26 protein-coding genes and 1 tRNA gene are annotated in these 19078 nt (G+C 66.8%); 12 read left to right on the forward strand and 15 right to left on the reverse strand.

Features of this window, described 5'->3' with window-relative positions; all coding sequences use genetic code 11:
* Window positions 1-4: 4 nt before the first annotated feature.
* Window positions 5-358: a winged helix-turn-helix transcriptional regulator gene (locus tag ACIBG4_RS21820; RefSeq protein WP_397203337.1), complete on the reverse strand. Its 354-nt coding sequence runs from the start codon at window positions 356-358 to the stop codon at window positions 5-7.
* 90 nt (window positions 359-448) lie between these two features.
* Between ACIBG4_RS21820 and ACIBG4_RS21825 the strand changes: the two genes are divergently transcribed.
* Window positions 449-1111 (forward strand): NADPH-dependent F420 reductase, encoded by a 663-nt coding sequence (locus tag ACIBG4_RS21825; protein ID WP_397203338.1) that lies wholly within the window; start codon window positions 449-451, stop codon window positions 1109-1111.
* A 295-nt stretch (window positions 1112-1406) separates the two neighbouring features.
* Here the strand turns inward: ACIBG4_RS21825 and ACIBG4_RS21830 are convergent, their stop codons facing one another.
* Window positions 1407-2543: a serine hydrolase domain-containing protein gene (locus ACIBG4_RS21830; protein ID WP_397203339.1), complete on the reverse strand. Its 1137-nt coding sequence runs from the start codon at window positions 2541-2543 to the stop codon at window positions 1407-1409.
* A gap of 198 nt (window positions 2544-2741) precedes the next feature.
* Here ACIBG4_RS21830 and ACIBG4_RS21835 point away from each other — a divergent pair, with 198 nt between their 5' ends.
* Window positions 2742-3401 carry a helix-turn-helix domain-containing protein gene (locus ACIBG4_RS21835; protein WP_397203340.1) on the forward strand — a complete coding sequence of 220 codons (660 nt, stop codon included), beginning with the start codon at window positions 2742-2744 and terminating at the stop codon, window positions 3399-3401.
* Between the two features lie 56 nt (window positions 3402-3457).
* On the opposite strand, the gene ACIBG4_RS21840 is transcribed toward ACIBG4_RS21835, so the two are convergent.
* On the reverse strand, window positions 3458-3727 hold the full coding sequence (locus ACIBG4_RS21840) for a shikimate kinase (protein ID WP_397203342.1): 270 nt from the start codon (window positions 3725-3727) through the stop codon (window positions 3458-3460).
* A 208-nt stretch (window positions 3728-3935) separates the two neighbouring features.
* Window positions 3936-4130 carry a hypothetical protein gene (locus ACIBG4_RS21845; RefSeq protein ID WP_397203343.1) on the reverse strand — a complete coding sequence of 65 codons (195 nt, stop codon included), beginning with the start codon at window positions 4128-4130 and terminating at the stop codon, window positions 3936-3938.
* Between the two features lie 274 nt (window positions 4131-4404).
* Between ACIBG4_RS21845 and ACIBG4_RS21850 the strand changes: the two genes are divergently transcribed.
* On the forward strand, window positions 4405-5619 hold the full coding sequence (locus ACIBG4_RS21850) for a cytochrome P450 (protein ID WP_397203344.1): 1215 nt from the start codon (window positions 4405-4407) through the stop codon (window positions 5617-5619).
* Window positions 5620-5640: 21 nt separating this feature from the next.
* On the opposite strand, the gene ACIBG4_RS21855 is transcribed toward ACIBG4_RS21850, so the two are convergent.
* From ACIBG4_RS21855 to ACIBG4_RS21875, 5 genes are all read right to left on the reverse strand, one after another.
* Window positions 5641-6063 carry a DNA-binding protein gene (locus tag ACIBG4_RS21855; RefSeq protein ID WP_397203345.1) on the reverse strand — a complete coding sequence of 141 codons (423 nt, stop codon included), beginning with the start codon at window positions 6061-6063 and terminating at the stop codon, window positions 5641-5643.
* Window positions 6064-6246: 183 nt separating this feature from the next.
* Window positions 6247-6957, reverse strand: coding sequence for a hypothetical protein (locus ACIBG4_RS21860; protein ID WP_397203346.1), 711 nt, complete (start codon window positions 6955-6957; stop codon window positions 6247-6249).
* A 196-nt stretch (window positions 6958-7153) separates the two neighbouring features.
* Window positions 7154-7870, reverse strand: a complete 717-nt coding sequence (locus tag ACIBG4_RS21865; protein WP_397203347.1) for a TetR/AcrR family transcriptional regulator — start codon at window positions 7868-7870, stop codon at window positions 7154-7156.
* Window positions 7871-7988: 118 nt separating this feature from the next.
* Entirely contained in the window at window positions 7989-8447 is a 459-nt protein-coding gene (locus ACIBG4_RS21870; RefSeq protein ID WP_397203348.1) for a GNAT family N-acetyltransferase, read from the reverse strand.
* Window positions 8448-8518: 71 nt separating this feature from the next.
* Window positions 8519-9289 carry a methyltransferase domain-containing protein gene (locus ACIBG4_RS21875; RefSeq protein WP_397203349.1) on the reverse strand — a complete coding sequence of 257 codons (771 nt, stop codon included), beginning with the start codon at window positions 9287-9289 and terminating at the stop codon, window positions 8519-8521.
* 120 nt (window positions 9290-9409) lie between these two features.
* Between ACIBG4_RS21875 and ACIBG4_RS21880 the strand changes: the two genes are divergently transcribed.
* Together ACIBG4_RS21880 and ACIBG4_RS21885 are read left to right on the forward strand one after the other, a co-directional pair.
* Window positions 9410-9778: a DUF4440 domain-containing protein gene (locus tag ACIBG4_RS21880; protein ID WP_397203350.1), complete on the forward strand. Its 369-nt coding sequence runs from the start codon at window positions 9410-9412 to the stop codon at window positions 9776-9778.
* A gap of 96 nt (window positions 9779-9874) precedes the next feature.
* Window positions 9875-10507 carry a hypothetical protein gene (locus tag ACIBG4_RS21885; protein WP_397203351.1) on the forward strand — a complete coding sequence of 211 codons (633 nt, stop codon included), beginning with the start codon at window positions 9875-9877 and terminating at the stop codon, window positions 10505-10507.
* Window positions 10508-10673: 166 nt separating this feature from the next.
* Here the strand turns inward: ACIBG4_RS21885 and ACIBG4_RS21890 are convergent, their stop codons facing one another.
* Window positions 10674-11303 (reverse strand): hypothetical protein, encoded by a 630-nt coding sequence (locus tag ACIBG4_RS21890; RefSeq protein WP_397203352.1) that lies wholly within the window; start codon window positions 11301-11303, stop codon window positions 10674-10676.
* A 201-nt stretch (window positions 11304-11504) separates the two neighbouring features.
* On the opposite strand from ACIBG4_RS21890, the gene ACIBG4_RS21895 reads away from it, so the two are divergent.
* A complete protein-coding gene (locus ACIBG4_RS21895) occupies window positions 11505-12038 on the forward strand; it encodes a hypothetical protein (protein ID WP_397203353.1) in 534 nt (177 codons plus the stop codon).
* 383 nt (window positions 12039-12421) lie between these two features.
* On the opposite strand, the gene ACIBG4_RS21900 is transcribed toward ACIBG4_RS21895, so the two are convergent.
* Window positions 12422-12694, reverse strand: a complete 273-nt coding sequence (locus ACIBG4_RS21900) for a DUF6247 family protein (protein ID WP_397203354.1) — start codon at window positions 12692-12694, stop codon at window positions 12422-12424.
* A 97-nt stretch (window positions 12695-12791) separates the two neighbouring features.
* Window positions 12792-12944, reverse strand: coding sequence for a GNAT family N-acetyltransferase (locus ACIBG4_RS21905; RefSeq protein WP_397203355.1), 153 nt, complete (start codon window positions 12942-12944; stop codon window positions 12792-12794).
* A 143-nt stretch (window positions 12945-13087) separates the two neighbouring features.
* Between ACIBG4_RS21905 and ACIBG4_RS21910 the strand changes: the two genes are divergently transcribed.
* Window positions 13088-13513: a spore-associated protein A gene (locus tag ACIBG4_RS21910; RefSeq protein WP_397203356.1), complete on the forward strand. Its 426-nt coding sequence runs from the start codon at window positions 13088-13090 to the stop codon at window positions 13511-13513.
* 348 nt (window positions 13514-13861) lie between these two features.
* On the opposite strand, the gene ACIBG4_RS21915 is transcribed toward ACIBG4_RS21910, so the two are convergent.
* Window positions 13862-14335: a hypothetical protein gene (locus tag ACIBG4_RS21915; protein WP_397203357.1), complete on the reverse strand. Its 474-nt coding sequence runs from the start codon at window positions 14333-14335 to the stop codon at window positions 13862-13864.
* A gap of 376 nt (window positions 14336-14711) precedes the next feature.
* Window positions 14712-15242, reverse strand: a complete 531-nt coding sequence (locus ACIBG4_RS21920) for a DUF4240 domain-containing protein (RefSeq protein ID WP_397203358.1) — start codon at window positions 15240-15242, stop codon at window positions 14712-14714.
* Between the two features lie 93 nt (window positions 15243-15335).
* On the opposite strand from ACIBG4_RS21920, the gene ACIBG4_RS21925 reads away from it, so the two are divergent.
* From ACIBG4_RS21925 to ACIBG4_RS21935, 3 genes are all read left to right on the forward strand, one after another.
* A complete protein-coding gene (locus ACIBG4_RS21925) occupies window positions 15336-16034 on the forward strand; it encodes a replication initiator (protein WP_397203459.1) in 699 nt (232 codons plus the stop codon).
* Window positions 16031-16255: a helix-turn-helix domain-containing protein gene (locus ACIBG4_RS21930; RefSeq protein ID WP_397203359.1), complete on the forward strand. Its 225-nt coding sequence runs from the start codon at window positions 16031-16033 to the stop codon at window positions 16253-16255. Before ACIBG4_RS21925 ends, ACIBG4_RS21930 begins: the two co-directional genes overlap by 4 nt.
* A 66-nt stretch (window positions 16256-16321) precedes the next feature.
* On the forward strand, window positions 16322-17377 hold the full coding sequence (locus ACIBG4_RS21935) for a tyrosine-type recombinase/integrase (protein ID WP_397203360.1): 1056 nt from the start codon (window positions 16322-16324) through the stop codon (window positions 17375-17377).
* Window positions 17378-17457: 80 nt separating this feature from the next.
* Here the strand turns inward: ACIBG4_RS21935 and ACIBG4_RS21940 are convergent.
* Window positions 17458-17531: transfer RNA gene (locus ACIBG4_RS21940), tRNA-Gly, on the reverse strand.
* A 140-nt stretch (window positions 17532-17671) separates the two neighbouring features.
* On the opposite strand from ACIBG4_RS21940, the gene dcd reads away from it, so the two are divergent.
* Entirely contained in the window at window positions 17672-18247 is a 576-nt protein-coding gene (dcd, locus tag ACIBG4_RS21945; RefSeq protein ID WP_397203361.1) for a dCTP deaminase, read from the forward strand.
* Window positions 18248-18455: 208 nt separating this feature from the next.
* A complete protein-coding gene (locus tag ACIBG4_RS21950; protein ID WP_310706939.1) occupies window positions 18456-19073 on the forward strand; it encodes a DUF47 family protein in 618 nt (205 codons plus the stop codon).
* The last annotated feature ends 5 nt before the right edge of the window (window positions 19074-19078 follow it).

Here is a 19078-nt window from a genome sequence, read left to right on the forward strand (position 1 = left end):
TGGATCAGCGGCCGACGAGATCGTCCTGATTTTCGGCGGCCCACTGCGCGAGTTGCGCCAGGGGGCCGTTTGTGAACGATTCCCCCAGCATGGAGAGCCGGTAGACCGCGCCTGTGTGCGTTGACGCTTGATCGGCGCTGTTGCCTCTCACGACGAGCCCGCGTGCCTGGAGACGTTGTAGCGCCTGAGTCAGCACCTTGTCGCTGACTCCCGCGATCGTCGTGAGCAGTTCCTTGCGTCGCGTCGGCCCCAGGCGCAGGGCCGAGAGCACGACAGGATCCCAAGAGTGGCTGATGAGTTCGGCCGCCGCGCGCACCTGGCAATCGGAGACGAATGTCTGACAGGACCCCTCGAGCACGAAACCCAGTATCGCATCGGTCTCCTACCAAACGGTAGGAGCTCCGTTCGTAGCGTCCCAGGAACACAGCTCGAGACAGAGGAGATCGCTGTGAACGTAGGAATCTTGGGCACCGGAAACCTCGCCGTCGCGCTCGGCCGAGCCTGGGCTCCGGCAGGTCACTCACTATTCGTGGCAGGGCGCGACCCACTGCACTCCAAGGAGGCCGCCGACCAGATCGGCCCTATGGCGAAGGCTGTCGACCCCACAGAACTCGCAACTCAGATCGACGTGCTCGTGGTTGCGGTCGCTTGGGAAGGGCTGGAGGCGGCGCTGTCCCTCGTCGGCGCCCCCGAGGGGTCACTGGCCGGCAAGGCCGTGATCGACTGCACCAACCCCGTCGACTACACGACCTGTGAGCTGAAGCCGACATCCGGCTCGGCGGCGGCACTCGTGGCGCACACGGCTACGGGTGCACACGTGGTGAAGGCGCTCCACCTGTTCGCAGGAGCCTCGTGGCCGTACGTGGGTCCGCAGGAGTCAGCGCCGGTCGTGGCGATCTGCGGCGACGAGCCGAGCGCTCTCGATCGCGCTGCGGCGCTTATCCAAGATCTTGGTGCCCGGCCCGCGGTGGTCGGTGGGCTCAGCAGCGCCCGGCAGCTGGAGGAGGCCGCCGGATTCGTCATGAGAGTCGTCGCGGCGGGTTACAACCCGAGGCTCGCCGTTCCCGATGTGGATCCGGCCCTCCTTCGAGCAGCACAGACGACCGACTGAGCCAGCAGACCACCGGAGAGGGTCGTGACTCCGACCTTCACGGCCCTCTGGTTCACCCCTGATACCCCCGCCACGACTCACCCGCTGCCGGAGATCGCTAACCACTGATAGAGAACACTTTCTCATGATCGGCAGTGGTCTCCGGTCGGGTCGGCGGCCACGATGAGTGATCGCGAGGGGGCGAGGCGGGGGTGGCGGAGCGCCCTGGTCACGCCTGTCTCTGTTTGATCACGTTTGTGTGGCCTGCCGTGGAGTCCGGTATCCCGCGGAATACGCCCTTCTGCGCTCGGCCGGCTCAGTTCGCGCCCGGCCCGGCGCAGAACACCGCCTTCAGAAGCTCCTCCAGGGCCTTCGGGAACGCCTGCATCACGTCGATTGCGGCGTCCCCGCTGGTCAGCAACGCGGTCAGGGTCTTGCTGCCGTCGGGCGTGCTGTACATCAGCGCCCCGTAACCCAGGGTGCTGCCGTTGTGGTGGAAGACGGTGCCGCCGCAGTCAGGGCCCAGGTCCTGCACGAACAGCCCCAGGCCGTAGCCGAGCTTCCCGTGCGGCTTGCGCATCTCGGCCAGCAGCGGGGCCGGCAGGAGCTTGCCGCCCATCAGCGCGGAGACGAACGTCCGGAGATCCTGGGTGGTCGAGATCATGTCACCGGTGCCGGGCAGCAGGGACGGGTTCTGGCGGGTGACGTCGACCACCTTCCACTGGCCGGCGTCCTCGTACCGGTAATAGCCGTGGGCGTGCGGCCCGGGGATGTCCGTCCGGGACCCCGGCATCACGGTGTCCGACAGTCCGAGCGGCTCCAGGATCCGCCGCTGCATCTCCTCGGCGTAGGAGCGGCCGGTGACCTTCTCGATCAGCAGCAGGGCCAGCGTGTAGTTGGTGTTGGAGTAGCTCTGGTCCGTCCCCGGCTCGAACCGCGCCGGCTTCGACAACGCGAACCGCACCAGCTCCTCCGGCTGGTACGTCTTGAACCGGAGGTCCACCCACTCCTGGCCCACCGAGGGGATGCCCGGCACGTATGTCCCGTCGGGGTCGAGCTCGCCCGTGTGGTTGAACACCCCGCTGGTGTGCTGCAGCAGCATCCGCACCGTGATCCGCCGGTCCAGGCCGAACTGGGGCAGGTAGTCGTCCGCCGGGGTGTCCAGCCCGATCTCGCCGTCGGCCACCAGTTGCAGCACCAGGGTTGCGGTGAAGGTCTTGGTGGTGCTGCCTATCCGGGAGCGCCCGTTCGCCGGCGGCTTCGCATCCTCGCCCAGCTTGCGCACCCCGGCGCTGCCGGCCCACGCGCCCCGCTCATCGTGCACGCGCAGCTGCATCCCGGCGAAACCGGCATCGACGAACTCCTGGACAGCCTGCCGCAGGTCCGGGCGATCCTGCCCGGCTGTGGCCTTCGGCGCCGGCCTGTCCTCGACGGTGTGGAGGGATTCACCCATGACCAGTCCTCGCTTTGCGATAGTACGTGTTCTGTGCACCTCGAAAGCTACGTTGCATTCAGAATTTCGTCAATCCACGCAGCGGCGTTTGCGCAGGTTATTGAGGACAAATTGGTGCAATGACGCTGCGTCCGAAAGCAACACCGTGTTGCAATGGATGGCGGCGAAGGCAATACTGGCGGCATGCCAGGAGGACGATTGACCCAGCAGGACCGCCGGCACATCGCGGCCGGACTCGCCGACGGACTCTCCTACGGCGAGATCGCCAGGCGGCTCGACCGGCCGACCTCGACGATCACCCGGGAGGTCGCACGCAACGGCGGCCCCGCCGGCTACCGGCCCCAGCAGGCGCACCAGGCGACGGTCCAGCGGGCACGGCGCGGCACGCCGGCGCTGCCGCACGCGGACACCCCGCCGAGCAGCGCGATGGAGCAGGAGATCCTCGAGATGGCGGTCAAAGCGGGGATGCCGGCGACAGCCGCGCGCGTGCACCACGACCTGATGCTGTCCGAAGACGGCAGACGCACCGCCGCGGAGCTGACCCGCAGGCTGAACGTCAGCCCCGCCTCTGTCTCCGTGGCCGTGAACTACCTGGTCCAGCAGGGGTATGCCCGGCGCGAGCGCGATCCGCGGCGCCGTCGCGACATCTACGTGATCGACAACGACGCCTGGTACCACTCCATCGTGATCAGCAGGCGGCAGACCCTCGAAACGGTGCGGGCCACGATGGCGGTGGCCGAGACCTACGGGCTCGACAGCCCCGTGGGGCAACGGCTGGCCAAGACGGCGGAGTTCCTGGAACGCGTCAGCCTGGACATGATCGAGTCGGCCGACCGCTGGCGCACCCTGCTGGCGTGACGGGATTCAGCCCGGTCACCTGAGGAGCCCACCTGGCGCGCCGCCCGACGCGGCGCTCATGCTCCGGCGCCGAGCGCGACGATCGCGTACGGGTGTGTCTCCACGGCGCGTCGCACGGCATGGGCGCGGGCGGGCTCCCATTCGCGCTCGGCAGCCACCCGGCCGACGACCCGGGCACGCTCACGCAGCCGATCCATGGTCCAGCCGACCTCGGCATAGTACGGCCCGCCGATCTCGTCGAGGTCGACGAACCGGCGTCCGGTGGCTTCGGCGAGCACCCGGCCCAGCGTGCTCTTGCCTGCCGCGGCCGGCCCGATGAGGGCCATCCACGGCGTACTCGTCACCGCGGAGTCAGCGGCACGGACGGGCGAGAGCGCACGAGTAACGGCTGCCGGGCATCGGCACAGCCGTGCTCGTCAGACGGGGCAAGCGGAGAAAAGGCCCGCACCGTCCCACGCCGGACTGGCCGATCCGCCAGATCGACCGCCGACGTGGACGCTCTCGCGTTGACGTGCCTGCCCGCAGTGCGCGGGTTCAGAGCTTGTACAGCTTGTTGAACGGGGCCGTTATCCGCTCCTGACGGGAGCCGAAATCGACGAGCACGGCGACTTCGTCCTCCACGCTGATGACGACGCCAAGACCGTAGCGATCATGCGTCACCTGGTCGTTGACGCTGAACCGCTCGGCAGGCGGAGCCGGGGGCGGGGGTTTGAAGGGACTTGTGGGCATGTGGCGACGGGACGCGCCGCTAGCTGGCTTCATCCCCTCCAGTATGTGCCGCCTGCGAGGACACTCGCCACCGAAGATGGACAAGCTCTGCCAAAAGATCAAGCTCGGAGCGAGAAAATCGGCCCTCGACCTGGGCCTCCACGAGGGGTAGGTGACGGGAATCGCATTCCGGCCATCGGACGCGCGATGCCGGGCGTCCGTTGACGCGGGGCACAGCATTTCGTATGTTCCGCGTGAGCCGTCCCCCCGGGGGCCCGGATCGGAAGGGGTTGTGATGACCACCGAACGGAATCCGGACGGGACCTGGCCCGACATCGTCCCCGGACCACTCGCCACGCCGCCGCCGGAGTTCGCCCACAGGCGCGAATCCGGGCCGCTGGAGCCGGCGGCCATGCCCAGCGGCGACCGGGTCCCGCTGGCGGTCCGGTACGAGGACGTCCGCGCCCTGCTGGCCTCGCCCGCCTCCAGCCGCAACCTGCGGCTGCCGGGGTTGCCGCGGTTCGTGAGCGGCATCGGCATCGACGACGACCCCGACGCCCTGGTGAACCAGGACCCGCCGGAGCACACTCGCTACCGCCGGATCATGCACGGCACGTTCACCCCGCGCCAGATCGAGCCGTGGCGCCCTCGTATCGCGCGAATCGCCCAGGACCTCCTCGACGGCCTGGACGACGACTTCGACCTGGTCCAGGGGTACGCGCTGCAGTTACCCGGCCACGTCATCTGCGAGATGCTGGGCGTGCCGCTGGACCACTATGAGCAGTTCGTCCGGTGGACGGACATGTTCCTGACCACGTCCACGGCCACCGAGCAGGCCCGTTACGAGGGCTACACCGACTTCATGGCCTACGCCGCGGAGTTGGTCGCCCAGCATCGCGCCGAGCCCGGCGAAGACCTCATCGACCTGCTCATCCAGGCCAGGGACGAGGACGACCGGCTGTCGGAGGGTGAGCTGGTCAACACCGTCTTCTCCCTCATCACGGCCGGCCACGAGACGACCGCCTCGATGATCGCCCGCGGTGTCTTCCGCCTGCTCCTGCATCCCGGCCAGTGGGCCGAGCTGGTGGCGGACCCGGCCCTGACGGCTGTCGCGGTCGAGGAGATCCTGCGCTTCGACGGGCCGCCCGCCAGCGCCTTCATGCGCCGCGTCACGAAGGATATCGACCTCCCCAGCGGCTCGCTGAGCGCCGGAACGGTCGTCATGCCGAACCTGAACGCGGCCAACCACGACCCGCGGGCGTTCGCCGAGCCCGGCCGGTTCGACATCCACCGCTTCACCGGCCATCCCCCCAACCCGCATGTGGCATTCGGTTACGGCCCGCACCGCTGCCTGGCCGCCAGCCTCGCCAGGGTCGAACTCACCGAGGCGATCAAAGCGCTGGTCACCCAACGCCCCGGCCTCCGCCTGACCGGTACGCCCGAGTCGGTGACCTGGACCGACGGCCTGGTGTACCGGCCGGTCGCCCTGCACGTCACCACGGGTGGCTGACGCGCGTACCCGTACGACCTACTACGCCTGGCTCTCCTCCACGCGGCCGGCCAGCCGCTCGTACCGCTGCCGGGCGGCCTGCGGGGTGCCGAGCCCCAACCCGAACGCGATCTCCTGCCAGGTGAGGCCACGGCCCCGTGCCATGAGCAGCAGCGAGGTCTCCAGCTGGTCCATCTCGGCCCGGACGAGCGGCACGAGGGTGAGGGCGGCGGTGATGTCGGCCTGGTCGACCTCCGGCTCGCCGTCGTCGTGCTGGGCGGTTCCCGCGGCGAGGAACGACACCAGCCTGACGGCCTCATGCGCACCGACGACCTGCGGATGGATCTGACGATCGCGTTGGTCTCGCGTCGCGGCGTGCCGCTCGGCGATGCGGGCGAGGGCGGCGTACACGCGGTGCGCCCGCACCTGGTCGGGGTCCGGCGGAACGAAGGGATCTTCTGACATGCGACCAGAGTGGGCCATGGAACTAATCGTTGTCAACATTCTGTTCAAAAACTAGGGCTGGGAGCTGGCTTGATCTCGGAGGGGCTGGGTTACGCGACCACCTGCTGACCCCCTCGAAGGCCACCAGGGAGAGTGTCGTTCACGGTGTGCGACCCGTACTCGTAGACGCTCCTCTGCCGCCCCTCACCAGCTCAGTACCTTCGAGCGGCCGGTCGGAGCCGGCAGCCGCTCACGCAGCATCCGGACTCCCAGCGGCACCAGGGCGACGCAGAGCAGGCCGGTGACGAGCACATCGGAGATCGAAGCGCCCTTGAGCACGCCCATCCACGTGCCTCCTGCCAGGAGCAGCATCACGGCACGGGCGGTGCCGAAGAGGCCAGTACGCCAAGCGGCGACGGCCAGCAGGAGCGAGCCCGCGTACTGGCCGACCGAGGCCCAGACCGGTACGCGCCACGGTCCGTAGGAGATGTCGACGTACTCCTTCATGATCGCGCTCGTTGCCCGGTCCAGCCCGACGGCCTCGGTGAGCTGGAAGGCGGTCTGGTCGGCACCGGCGAAGTACAGGCGGGAGAAGAGCCCGGCCACGAGCAGGGTGGCGCCCCAGAAGGCGAGGCCGCCACCCACGCGTTGAGCCACGGTGACGAAGGCGGGGAAGAGCAGCACCGCTCCCAGGGCGAAGACCGCGTAGGAGAGGGTGAGCAGGGCGGGTGCCGAGGTGTAGGCGAGGAGTTGGCCGTAGGCGGCGAACGGCTGCCTCTCGGCCCACGCGTGCTGCTGAGGGCTGAGCGCGGTGACGGTGCTCAGGTGGCGCAGCAGGAATCCCGCGCACAGGACGACCGGCCCCAGGACGAGCGTCGCGCCCCCGATCCACCGTCCGGGAAAGTACGTGTTCATGCCGGCGAGCTTCTCGGCCGGGAGCCGCTCAGATCATCTGCCGACCGTCAGTCAGCACCCCTGCCGAAAGTCAGGTGAGCACGTGCCTCCGTCTCCCGGTGCCCGCGCCTGCTCGCGCAGGATCTGACGGCGTTCCACGCCGCGTTCCGCCGGACGGACCGCCCGTCTGTCGAGGTCGGCCGTCGCGGGAGTCTGCTCACTGCTGGAGCGTCTGACCGCGGTCGATGAGGTCCAGTACGGCGTCCCTGGTCTCGCGGAACACGGCGACGGTCTGGTCGGCGGCCGCGGTGATGGCCGGCTCTCCGGGGGCGGTGGCGGGTTCGAGCAGTTGGGCCACGGTGTCGGCGAGGACCTCGTAAGGGTCGTCGACGCCGAGTGGGGCGGTGGCCGGGTCGGTCATGGCGGTGCCGAACCCGGTGAGGACAGCGTGCAGGGCGTAGGCCTGGCTGGGCAGGGGGCGATCGTGGCGGACCAGACCGTGCCGGTGCAGGATCGGCATGACCGCGTTGCACAGGGCGCTGGGCCTGGTTCGGGCGAACACCTCGCGGTCGCCGGCATGCTGGGTGAGCAGCCGCAGCAGTTCGGCATCGCTGCGCAGACGGTGCGCCAGCGGGAGTTGTGATCCTGTGCGGATCAGCAGCGGGGCGAGGCGGCGCGGCAGCACGTCGGCGGGGTCGGCGGTGATGCTGCCGATGACCTCATCCAGGAAGGTCAGCAGATCGCGGGCGAACAGCCCGAGGATGAGATCTTCCTTGGTGGGCCAGTACAGGTAGACGGTGCCCTTGCCGACGCCGGCCGAACGGGTGATCTCGGTGACGGTGACCTTGCGCACGCCGTGGTCGAGCACCAGCCGGCGCGTGCTGTCCAGGATGCGGGCGGCCTTGCGCGAGTGGTGTTCGACCAGCTGGCTCACCGAAGCTGTTCCTCTTCGTTCACGCTCGAGTCGGGTCACACGGCGGCGACGTCGAGCTCCTTGTTGCTCATGTCCGGCCCTTCATTATCCGGCCCATGACCTGCGCGATGTGGCTCCCTCATCGCCGTGGGGAGGCCGAGGCCGGGGCGCGCACCATGAACACGTCCACCTCGTCCTCGGTCTCGACCGTGAACCCGTGCCGCTCGTACAGCCGGCGGGCCGGACTGCCCTGCAGCACGTTCAGCCGGACCACGGCGTCTTCGCGGTCGCACCGTTCCAGCAGCCTGCTCAGCACGGCGGCACCGATGCCCCTGCCCTGCAGATCGGGGTTCAGGTAGAAGTGCTCCAGCCAGTAGGCGTCCTTCGCCGGCCGCAGCGCCACGCAACCGGCGAAGGCGCCACCCACCTCGATCATCCAGGTGTGCACCGGCACGAACGCGTCCCGCAGGCGCTGTCGCACGCGCTGCTCGTCGTACCGCCCGAGCCGCACGAGATCCGGCCTCATCACCACGGCCCGCAACTCGGCCACCGCCTCGACATCCGCCGCCGAAGCCAGCCGAAGCTCCCAATCCGCCATGATGGGGATGGTATCGCCCCAAGATCCTGCCAACCCGGGGCCTCCCATCCTCTGTGTGGACAAGTATGTAGTCAGAGCGGACCTTGCCGTCGGGTACGGGGAAGCTCGGCTTCGATGAAGAAGCGGTGGTCACGCACGGTGAAAGCGCCCTCGGACCGCATGTGCTCGTGGAGCCGTCGTAGCGGTTTCTCGTAGCGCTCGTGATCGAAGCCGGGAACCTGCCACGGGACGGCGCGTAGGTGGAAGACCACGGCGCCGATGTCGTGAAAGGTGTGGGCGACCATCTCTTCGCGAGCGTCCAGCACGAGCATCCCGCAATCGTGGAGTCGCTCGACCGCGATGGCCAAGGTCCAGCTCTCCGGATCGGCGGAGGGCGGTGCGCCCAGGGCGAGGTTCAGCTCCAGACCATTGCGGCTGCCTACTTGCTGGGTGAGCAGTCGGCCGCCTGCGGCAAGAACTCGCGCCACCTCGGCTGCGTCAAGCCCACCGTGCCTGTTGAGCACGAGGTCGAAAGTGGCGTCGCGTGCAGGGATGTGATCTGCCGCACCACCCAGCAGGGCGACGTTCATCGGTCTGAGCCGCTCGGCGGCGATGGGTAGGTTGGGCTGCCAGCCTTCCATGGCCACGGTGTGGCGGGGCAGCGGTGCCAGAGAAGCCAGTACCTCTCCGCCGCCGGTGTCCATGTCGAGCAGTCGCCGCGTGGTCGCAAGCAGCACAGAGGCTCGCTCGGTGTAGGCCCAGGATGGTTGCCCGCCAGTCGTTCTGCCGCGCAACCAGCCGAAGTCCCATCCACGAAAAGATGCCTGAATGGCTTGTTCCACGAGAATGTCGTAACCGGGCACGCGGTCACGCTAATCAGGAAGGTCGCTGGTGGCCACCGGATTACTGGCTTGGCCGGCTTTCTTGGCCCTGCCGGCCCCAGCCCTGCCCATGCCGGAGGCAGGTCCTGTAGGTTGATCGCCATGGTGGGCGAGGATGATTCGATTCAGGCTGCTGTCGCCGGGGAAATTCGACTTCTCGACCATGAGGTCCGCTCGTCGGCCATTCTTATGGGCGAGTTGATGGATCCGGAGTTCTTCGAGATCGGCGCCTCGGGGCGTGTGTGGGACCGTAATTCGATCATTACGGCCCTTTCCCAGGACCCGGAACGATCGATGGCTCCGATTCAGGTGAGCGAGATGGCAGGGACGCTGCTCGCCCCCGGTTTGGTTCACCTGACCTATGTGTCGGACTACAACGGTCGTCGCGCGCGCCGTAGTTCGCTGTGGCGGTACTCGACCGAGAAGGGGTGGCAGGTGTACTTCCACCAGGGGACGTTGAGCAGGTACTGACGGTCGGGAACAGGAGGTCGTTCCGAAAGCCGGAGACGTCTCCCACCGGGTTTCGGGACTGACACGCGCACCTGCACGATTGATACGTTGATCTACATGGGCGCCGGGACGAGATCACTGAACCTGACGGATATAACGACGGCATTGGAGATGGCGCTCGTTGCCTTCGGAGCTGCGGGCACCGAAACGCCGTATCGCGTGTGTGGCACCAGCGCAGCGCTCATGCAAGGCGTCCCACTCCCTGTCGGGGACATCGACATCCTGCTCGCCGGGCGGGAGGACGTGGACACGTTCGCCGCAGCACTCTCATCGTTTCCCTGCCTCAACGCCGCCTCATGGCTGCCTGAGTCTTCGCAGTACTTCGCCAGGTTCGAGGTGAATGGAGTCGCAGTCGAGCTCAGCACAGTCGAGCGGCAAGTCGATTCGGATGTCATGGAATGCGTGGGCAGCGGGCCATGGCAGCATTACGTCCTGATCGCCTGCGGCTCTCACCATGTGCCGGTGGTCCGGCTGGAACTCCGGTTGGTCACGGAGCTCCTGCGAGACCGGGCTGATCGATATGGCCCTCTCCTCGACCACATGGGTACGCACGGGTTCGATCCTGATCTGCTGCACCGGGCCATGGATGCCCACCGCATTCCTGCTCACCACCGGCGACTGGTTCAAGACCGCCTCGCATGGACCGCCCCCGCCACCCCTCGCCTACGCCCCACCCCTCCTCCCGCCTGACGCCGCTACGTGCAAGAGGGCGCGCGATGGATCACGCCTGACAGGTGCCTGCGAACGCCGGAGGCAAGCCCAGGGCCGTGCTTCCCGGTGATCGTCACGAGTTCGAGGACGCGTACCCCGCCCGGCAGCTGGAGGAGGCGGTCCGATCGCCCGCGATCTACTCAGATCACTCCTGGGAGCGCCGGTCGTCCACCTCGACCGACAACATCCCCCACTGGCCGCGGAGCTTGACCAGCTCGCCGGCCAGTTCCTCGCTCGACCTGGCCAGGTGCTCGTGGGGGAGGAAGTGGACGACCGTCCCGGTCGTGCCGTCATCGCTGATCGGTGTCAGACCCGTGACGGGGATGCCGTGTTCGTAGCGCTGCGTCCAGGCTCCACCTCGGCGACGGTTGGTGTGGACGAGGTGGACGCTGAACGCCGCGACGACGGACATGCCCCGGCGCGGATGGCCATCGGGTAGCAACGGGGCGTCGGGGTTGTCGAAGAACCGCAGGTCTTTCGATGCCATGACGGGCTTCTTCACGGCTTGTCCGTGATCGTCGATGCGGGTGTCGGTGCCTCGTCCGTCATCCGCCACGGACACCGAGCCGTCAGGGTGGAGGGTGACGGTGCAATGCCCCCCGTTGTTGCTCTCGGCCTCGTCAGCCGCATAGGCCAGGACCTCGAAGATCAGATGCCGGACGCCACCCGGAGCGAACACGGCCGGGTTCTGCCGGATGTACGAGAGGTGCTCGATGTCCACGCCGCTCGCCCAGTCGTGCGTCGTGTTACGCCAGGAGGCCCTCGGAGTGTTCACCGGGGAAGACTACGCCCGCCAGAGCTCGCACCTGCGCCGGCGACCGCGATACCCCGGCGATCATGAAGGCGATGCTTGGTTCCCCGCCTGATCTGGAACGCGTCCGGCACGGAAGCTGCCGTGTGTCCATCGCTCGCGGGGCAGGCCGGCTGCGCTGCTCCGGCATCTGAAACCGTCGTGGACGGAATCTATGCTTCCGCCATGAGCAGAGACGGATCTTCAGCCGTGCGTACGAAGCGGATGGAGGTGGAGGTGGAGGACTGTGGTCAGGTCTATCTCATGGATCGGGGGGACTATGAAGCCGCCGACGGGTCAAGCGACTCACAAACTCACGCACCTGGGCTCATGAGGTCGGAGGGGAGAGGCCTCGCGAGCCTGAACATCGCCACGCAGTGGGGGGACATTCCGTTTACGGTGACCGCAGCCGACCGGGATCCAGGTGCTGACCTCGACGGCTATGAGGACATCGGGGAGATGAGTTTTGACGCCCCATCGGGCGAGGTCTTCCTGGTGGGATGGCTCATGGACTGGGACGACGAAAAGGCACACGACCTTTCCCCGCTGCTGTCCGGCTCCGGTACATACCGTTTGCGATATCACATCAGAGGAATCGATGAAGAGCGCTGCTGGGTAGATGACCACTACCTTCAAATATGGCCGGCGCCACTCCACGGCCCGGCCGTGCTGAAAACCACAGACGAAGCCTTCCGGCACCTTCTGAAGCCTGAATTCTGACGCGAATCGGACCCACGTCGTCAGCTCGGGAATCGCAGGGGCCTTGCTCGTAGAGGCGTTGACCTGAGCCTGAGGCCGGTCGTGAGTGACCGTGAGTTCCCGTGACTGCCCGCTGATCGCTGTGAGAACGGGTACGCACCTACGGCCATTCGATGCGAATAAGGTAGACCTCGCTGCCGGTCCAGAACCACATAGGTGGCGAGACCACGTTCTCCGAACGGGTGCGTAAGCATGTTCGCCCTTGGGTTCTTGGAGTTGTACGGGTCTCAACTCCAAGGAGCGGTCTCCAGCAGCGCGAACAGATCCGCGAGCGGACGCAGCGCATGATCGGGTAGCGCAGCGATCTGCTCCTCGGCTACGGGATCGATGATGAGCTTGAAGACCTAGACATCGATCCCACGAGCAGCCAGGATCTCCCGCCATGGCCTCCCCTGAGGAACGGGTTCGCCGGCCAGAGCCTGCTGGGCGCGGACGTGCATCTGACGGCGCGCCTCGGGATCCTTTGCGGTGTCACACGCGGAGATCCACCAGCGGTGCACGAAAGCGTTCAGCGCTCCAAGATCCAGGCTCACCCCGACCTCGTCGAGCCCAGCCTTGAGCCCGGCGTCGAAAGCCTCGCGATCCCGCGCTGTCAGCTCGGGAACTGCATCGATCACGGCCCGCTGGGGCACTGAGCTGGGCGGAAGGCTGGTCCTGAGTGACCGTGGTCGACCCCTCGTCACCCCTCTTGACGGCCCGCTGATGGCCCGGTGATCAGTCTGCGACCCGGTGTTTCTCGCGCGACGCGCGCATCCCGGGCCAGTCGGTGTAGCGGGTCATCTCTGGGTCGCCGGCGAACGCGTGCACGGCTGCGTGATCACTGGCACGGAAGTCACGCAGCAGCAGCCGAGGCGTGGTCAGCTCCATGATCTTAAGTATGGGCGCGCCCAGAATGAGAGCCGCAGCCCGGAGTGCGGCTCTACGAAATGTCTAGCTTCGTCACCATGCATGGTGACGATCCGTTACGCTGCCCAGCGTCAAGTATGATCTTGAGAAGAGTGAGCCACACAATGCGTAGCTTCAAACAGGCAGCGGTGTTCACGGTAGCCACGGCAGTCGCACTTGCCAGTTCCGTGGTGATGAGCAGCCCGGCAATGGCCGCGTCATCGCCGACCGCGGTGTGCGGCGGCGGCAGCTACCGCGTCATCGACAGCCACGCCATCGGCGGGCTCGCCACGATTTACCTGCTCTACAACGGCAGCACCAACTGTGTGGTGACGTGGAAGAGCAGCAAGTACCAGGGCGGTTACACCCTTACGGGGGCCACCATCCAAAAGAAGGGTGGCAGCAAGATCAGTGACACCGGCTCCTACAAGATCTACGCCGGTCCCGTGAAGGTCAACGCTGCCGGCACCTGTGTCTCGTGGGGAGGCCATGCTTCGAACAGCGCCGGTGTTGGTGAGGGCTGGCAATCGAACTGGACTCACTGCGGCTGATCACCGAGACAGGGCGTCATTTCAACGTCGGGGTGACTCGGCCCCGGGTTCACCGGCGGAGTTGGTGGTCCGGCATCGCGCACCGACAGAGACCTTCTGCCTAGGGTCGGCGGTATGAGCCAAGGCCCGGACGGGGATCGTGTCCCCGACCGGGGCCTTTGTGTATGGAGCGGGTGACGGGAATCGAACCCGCGCTGTCAGCTTGGGAAGTCTTTCAAGATCACACGTTCTGAGCTGGCGAAACGTCGACCTGGTTATATGCTGGTCGAGTGGCCGTGAGTTCCTGTGACTCCCCGCTGATCGCCGTCCGAACGGGCACGCAACGGGCACGCTGAGGGGACGCGTCCTCTATTCGACTCCGGTGAGCGTCCATCCTTGATCCAGCAATGTGATCAGCTCTTGGATGAGCCCACGAGCGCCTGAGTCCTGCTCGGCGATCACTTGAAGCATGCCGACCGCCAGTCGCACTCGCCGGACGATCGCAGGGATCACCTGGACGGTCTCGCCCTCCTGGCCGACGTAGGACTCAAAACCTGGTTCGGGTTGAAAGCATCCCCACCAGTCAAGGAGGACGCCCAAGGCGACGTTCCGTGGTCGGCCGGGGTGTCTTGCGATGATGTCCAGCAACACGTCCGTGCCTATGACGGCGGCCGGATAGAGCGTCCCAGCGTGATCGTTCCCTACCGCAGATCGAACGGCATGCCCCGGATCGTGATCGCCGCGACTGATGTAAATCAAGGTGGCAAACGCTTCCGCGACCGTTTCAGGCCGGTACCACTGCGGTCCCGGAAACGCTGCCCACTCCACCGCTCGGGGGTCCATGGGGGGATCGTACGGCGATCAGGCGGTGGCTCGTGATTTGTCGCGGCACGCACGCCACGCTCCTGATCATCCCGCCTGCCGTCGTCCCGCCCGAAGGGGAAGCGGGCCAGGGCCACGGGGACAAGGTGGAGCCCCCAACTGGAGGAACGACCTTGGCCCCGTGGCCCTGGCCCGCTCGGCTTGTCCCGGTCGATGGCGGGCGTGATGATCAGGCTTCCTCCTCAGCCAGCTACGGTCCCAACACCCGGCGCGGCGATCATCCCGGAGCCGGAGCGCCTCCGCCGGAGGCGGTTTTCACTCGGAGGGAGCTTCAGTAGTTTCGGGTACGGCTCCTTGTCTTCTTGATGGGGTTGCCAGATGCAGGGCACAAGCACGCTCAGGCGGGTGCGTCTGCCTCATCCAGCAGCGCCGACAAGCGCGGGTACCGGCGGCGCATTTCCTCGATGTCGCTGAAGTCCCACATCTCCCCGAGCCTCGGATACGCCCCGTTGCCCTGGGGAAGTTCGTGTCCTGTGATGCGCTCGTAAGCCCTATCGGGGGTGTACATGAATGGCTCGCACTCGCATTCGTCGGATCCGTCGAGTATGCAACTGCGGACCGGCTCGTGGTCTGCCAGGGAATCTGGATTGTCGAGCGCGGCTTCGTAGACCTCACGTCCTTGGGCGACCAGCCAGCAACGGAAATACTCGAAGCCGTCATCCGAGCAGCCAGCGTTGATCAGGTAGGCGGCTCCCCAGAGGTCGACCCTATGTGCGGCGAGACGGAGATCCGTGAGGTGGCGGTCGAATGCGACGATCTCCAGCGGGAGTAATCGGCTGAGCCTCGAGATCAGTTCGTCGCAGTCTTCGTCTGGGCCTGTCGGTGGAGGGCATTCCCCGAGGATCGCCCAGAAGTCGTCACGAGTCATGATCGGCATTTTCACGTGATGGCCGAAGCACCGTCTACCTGTTGGCCACCCGAATAGAGAGAACAGCGTGAGGCCCTGGAGCGGCCCGGGGCGCTGGCGGCCGGGACCGGCCCCCAGGCCGCATGCCCGGCCGCCGAGCGGCAGGAGGGCCGCGAGGCGGCGCGGAGCGCCGCCCTTGACACTGACGAGGACGCCGAACCTCTGCACGTGGTCCGCTTCGGACAGCAGCACAACATCCAAAGCGTCCTGGCGGGCACACCCGCCGCCGGCAAGTGGCTCGGCTACCTCACCAACTACCTGACCAAGAGCCTGGCCGAGCCCCTCGACGCCACCGCCGACAACCCGGCCCGGCGAGAGCACGCCGCCCGTCTCATCGAGGCCCTGCACACCGAACCATGCTCGCCCACCTGCGCCAACTGGCTGCGCTACGGCATCCAGCCCAAGAACGCCAAACCCGGAATGGCTCCGGGCCGCTGCCGGGGCAAGGCCCACAAGCCCGACCACCTCGGCTACGCCGGACGCCGCGTCCTGGTCTCCCGCAAGTGGTCCAACAAGACCCTCGCCGAGCACAAGCAGGATCGCCGCACCTGGGTCCTGGAAGCCCTCGGCCAGACCGACGAGACACCCGACCCGCACCGCTACGTCTGGCGGCCCGTCCCGGCCGGAGACGCTAACGTGCCGCCTCTGGCCACCCGCCTCCTCCGCTCGATCCGAGACCGTCAACGCTGGCGAGCCCACTTGCGCCAACTCGAAGACCAAAATCTTTCGGCAACTGAAGGGAGGGCGGCATGAGCACCAGAGAGAAGCCACCGGCCGACCGCCTCCTCACCGTCGCCGAGGTCGCCGAACGGCTCGGCACCAGCGAGCGGTTCCCCCGGCGCCTCATCGAGGAACGCCGGATCACCTTCGTCCGCCTCGGGCGCAAGGTTCGCATCCCCGAATCCGCGCTCGATGACTTCATCGCGGCGGGGCTCGTCCACCCCATCACCACCCGAACATGGAGGGCGGCATGAGCAAGCGCCGATTCGGTCGCGTTCGGAAACTCCCCTCGGGCCGGTTCCAGGCCAGGTATCCGGGGCTTGACGGCGTTGACCGGACGGCACAACACCTTCGCCACCAAGCGCGAGGCCGAGATCTGGCTGACCAAGAAGGAGGCCGAGATCCACGCGGGGGACTGGCTGAACCCGGACCTCGGCAAGGTCAGCTTCAAGGAGTACGGCACAGCCTGGGTCGAGGAACGCCCGGGGCTGCGACCCAAGACTCTTCAGCTCTACGAGGGGCTTCTCCGGATCCACCTGATGCCGACTTTCGGCAACCGCGCCATGAGCGAGATCAAGGAGGCGCACATCCGGAAGTGGCGCAAGACGCTCCTGGACGAGGGCGTCGGGCCGGTCACGGTGGCGAAGGCGTACCGGCTCCTGAAGGCGATCTTCAACACGGCGGTGGAGGACGGCCTGATCAAGTCCAACCCGTGCAAGATCAAGGGCGCGGGCAAGGAGGACTCGCCGGAACGGCCGGTGCTCACCATGAAGCAGGTCTTCGTCCTGGCCGACTCCATCGAACCTAGGTTCCGGATGCTGATCCTGCTGGCCACCTTCGCCAGCCTGCGATGGGGCGAGCTGGCCGCGCTCCAGCGGCGGAACGTGGACCTGGAGGCCGGGCACGATCCGCGTCGTCGGCACCACGACCGAGCTCAAGGACGGCTCGGTCACCATCGGCCCGCCCAAGTCGGAGGCGGGCAAGCGCTGGTCAGCGTGCCGGCCATGCTTCTCCCGCCCCTGCGGGAGCACATGGAGACCTACGCCGAGCAGACCGCCGCCGGGCACGTTTTCGTCGGCCCGAAGGGTGCCCGGCTCCGGCGAGCGAACTTCACTCGCGTCTGGACGGCCGCGCTCAAGAACGCGGGTTTCTCCGGCTTCCACTTCCATGATCTGCGTCACACCGGCAACACTCTCGCCGCCCAGTCCGGTGCGACGCTCCGTGACCTGATGACCCGCATGGGCCACTCCACGACCCGTTCCGCGTTGATCTACCAGCACACCGCGATGGAGCGGGACAGAGCCATCGCCGACGCCCTCGGAAGGCTCGCCGGGGAGGTCCTGAAGAAGCAAGATCCCGACGGATCGGGCACGTAACGGGCACGGAAGATCGAAGGCAAGCCCGTGAAAATCAAAGGCCAGGTCGGGAAGCGATCCCTGACCTGGCTTTTCGTTCGTGGAGCGGGTGACGGGAATCGAACCCGCGCTGTCAGCTTGGGAAGCTGATGTTCTGCCATTGAACTACACCCGCATCGGCCGAAGCCGCGGTCCCACTGTAGCGGAAACACAGGCCACTTCGACAAGCCCGCACGCGCCGGAAGCGAGCCGGTACACGGCAGGAGCAGGCCCGCACCCGGTAGGAGCGAGCCCGTACACGGTAGGTTGCTCCACGTGCTGCTCTCTGACCGTGACATCCAGAACGAGATCGACTCGGGACGGCTGGCGCTCGAACCGTTCGATCGGGACATGATCCAGCCGTCGAGCATCGACGTGCGGCTCGATCGGTTCTTCCGGGTCTTCGAGAACCACAGGTACCCGCACATCGATCCCTCGACCGAGCAACCGGACCTGACGCGCATGGTGGAGCCGGACGGGGACGAGCCGTTCATCCTGCACCCGGGTGAGTTCGTGCTGGCTTCGACGTACGAGGTCATCACGCTCCCCAGCGATCTGGCTTCCAGGTTGGAGGGGAAGAGCTCGCTGGGGCGGCTGGGGCTGCTGACGCATTCGACGGCCGGGTTCATCGATCCGGGGTTCAGCGGGCATGTGACGCTGGAGCTGTCGAACGTGGCGACTCTGCCCATCAAGCTGTGGCCGGGGATGAAGATCGGGCAGCTCTGCGTGTTCCGGCTCAGCTCGCCGGCGGAGCATCCGTACGGGTCGGAGAAGTACGGGTCCCGGTACCAGGGACAGCGGGGGCCGACGCCGTCCAGGTCGTACAAGGACTTCCACCGGACGCGGATCTGACCAGGCTGGCGGTACGGGAGGAAACTCACGAAGATGGTGACCGTACGGCAAACAAGTCCCCAGCGAGATGGCCCCCGGACCGACAGGTTCCCCGGTGTCGCAGAGCATACGGAGGGTAGCGACTAGGAGAAGGGGACATGAAGTTCGCATTTCGCCTGGTAAGCCGTACTCTCTTCCACGGACCATCCCCGCACATCTGGAGAACGACGTGCGCCTGCGTCTCACGCCACGTGAGGACAGCTACTACGACCTGTTCGCCGACTCGGCGAACAACCTGGTCACGGCCTCCCGTCTGCTGGTTGAGATCATCAGTGACGGGTCGGACAGGGAAGCCCTGGCCGAGAAGATGCGCGCCTGCGAGCATGCCGGCGACGACCGCACCCATGCGATCATGAACCGGCTCAATGAGAGCTTCATCACGCCGTTCGACCGCGAGGACATCTACCGCCTCGCCTCGAACCTCGACGACGTGATGGACGCCATGGAAGCGGCCTCCGACCTCATCGTCCTCTACCAGATCGACCACCTCCCCAAGGACGTCGTGCGTCAGGTCGAGGTGCTGGAGCGGGCGGCCGAGCTGACCGCCGAGGCGATGCCGCGCCTTCGCTCGATGAAGAACCTCAACGAGTACTGGATCGAGGTCAACCGCCTGGAGAACCAGGGTGACCAGGTCTACCGCCGGCTGCTGGCCAAGCTGTTCAGCGGCGAGTACGACGCGTTGACGGTCATGAAGATGAAGGAGGTCATCGACGCCTTGGAGGAGGCGGCCGACGCCTTCGAGCACGTGGCCAACACCGTCGAGTCGATCGCGGTCAAGGAAAGCTAGGCCCC

Source organism: Nonomuraea sp. NPDC050383 (assembly GCF_044459125.1).
Classification (GTDB): domain Bacteria; phylum Actinomycetota; class Actinomycetes; order Streptosporangiales; family Streptosporangiaceae; genus Nonomuraea.

What these genes read in the sequence shown, in the direction of transcription:
- ACIBG4_RS21830 (WP_397203339.1), bottom strand. Translation starts at nt 2,543, where the DNA reads ATGGGTGAATCCCTCCACACCGTCGAGGACAGGCCGGCGCCGAAGGCC.
- ACIBG4_RS21840 (WP_397203342.1), bottom strand. Translation starts at nt 3,727, where the DNA reads ATGGCCCTCATCGGGCCGGCCGCGGCAGGCAAGAGCACGCTGGGCCGG.
- ACIBG4_RS21845 (WP_397203343.1), bottom strand. Translation starts at nt 4,130, where the DNA reads ATGCCCACAAGTCCCTTCAAACCCCCGCCCCCGGCTCCGCCTGCCGAG.
- ACIBG4_RS21850 (WP_397203344.1), top strand. Translation starts at nt 4,405, where the DNA reads ATGACCACCGAACGGAATCCGGACGGGACCTGGCCCGACATCGTCCCC.
- ACIBG4_RS21855 (WP_397203345.1), bottom strand. Translation starts at nt 6,063, where the DNA reads ATGTCAGAAGATCCCTTCGTTCCGCCGGACCCCGACCAGGTGCGGGCG.
- ACIBG4_RS21860 (WP_397203346.1), bottom strand. Translation starts at nt 6,957, where the DNA reads ATGAACACGTACTTTCCCGGACGGTGGATCGGGGGCGCGACGCTCGTC.
- ACIBG4_RS21870 (WP_397203348.1), bottom strand. Translation starts at nt 8,447, where the DNA reads ATGGCGGATTGGGAGCTTCGGCTGGCTTCGGCGGCGGATGTCGAGGCG.
- ACIBG4_RS21880 (WP_397203350.1), top strand. Translation starts at nt 9,410, where the DNA reads ATGGTGGGCGAGGATGATTCGATTCAGGCTGCTGTCGCCGGGGAAATT.
- ACIBG4_RS21885 (WP_397203351.1), top strand. Translation starts at nt 9,875, where the DNA reads ATGGGCGCCGGGACGAGATCACTGAACCTGACGGATATAACGACGGCA.
- ACIBG4_RS21895 (WP_397203353.1), top strand. Translation starts at nt 11,505, where the DNA reads ATGAGCAGAGACGGATCTTCAGCCGTGCGTACGAAGCGGATGGAGGTG.
- ACIBG4_RS21905 (WP_397203355.1), bottom strand. Translation starts at nt 12,944, where the DNA reads ATGGAGCTGACCACGCCTCGGCTGCTGCTGCGTGACTTCCGTGCCAGT.
- ACIBG4_RS21910 (WP_397203356.1), top strand. Translation starts at nt 13,088, where the DNA reads ATGCGTAGCTTCAAACAGGCAGCGGTGTTCACGGTAGCCACGGCAGTC.
- ACIBG4_RS21915 (WP_397203357.1), bottom strand. Translation starts at nt 14,335, where the DNA reads ATGGACCCCCGAGCGGTGGAGTGGGCAGCGTTTCCGGGACCGCAGTGG.
- ACIBG4_RS21920 (WP_397203358.1), bottom strand. Translation starts at nt 15,242, where the DNA reads ATGACTCGTGACGACTTCTGGGCGATCCTCGGGGAATGCCCTCCACCG.
- ACIBG4_RS21930 (WP_397203359.1), top strand. Translation starts at nt 16,031, where the DNA reads ATGAGCACCAGAGAGAAGCCACCGGCCGACCGCCTCCTCACCGTCGCC.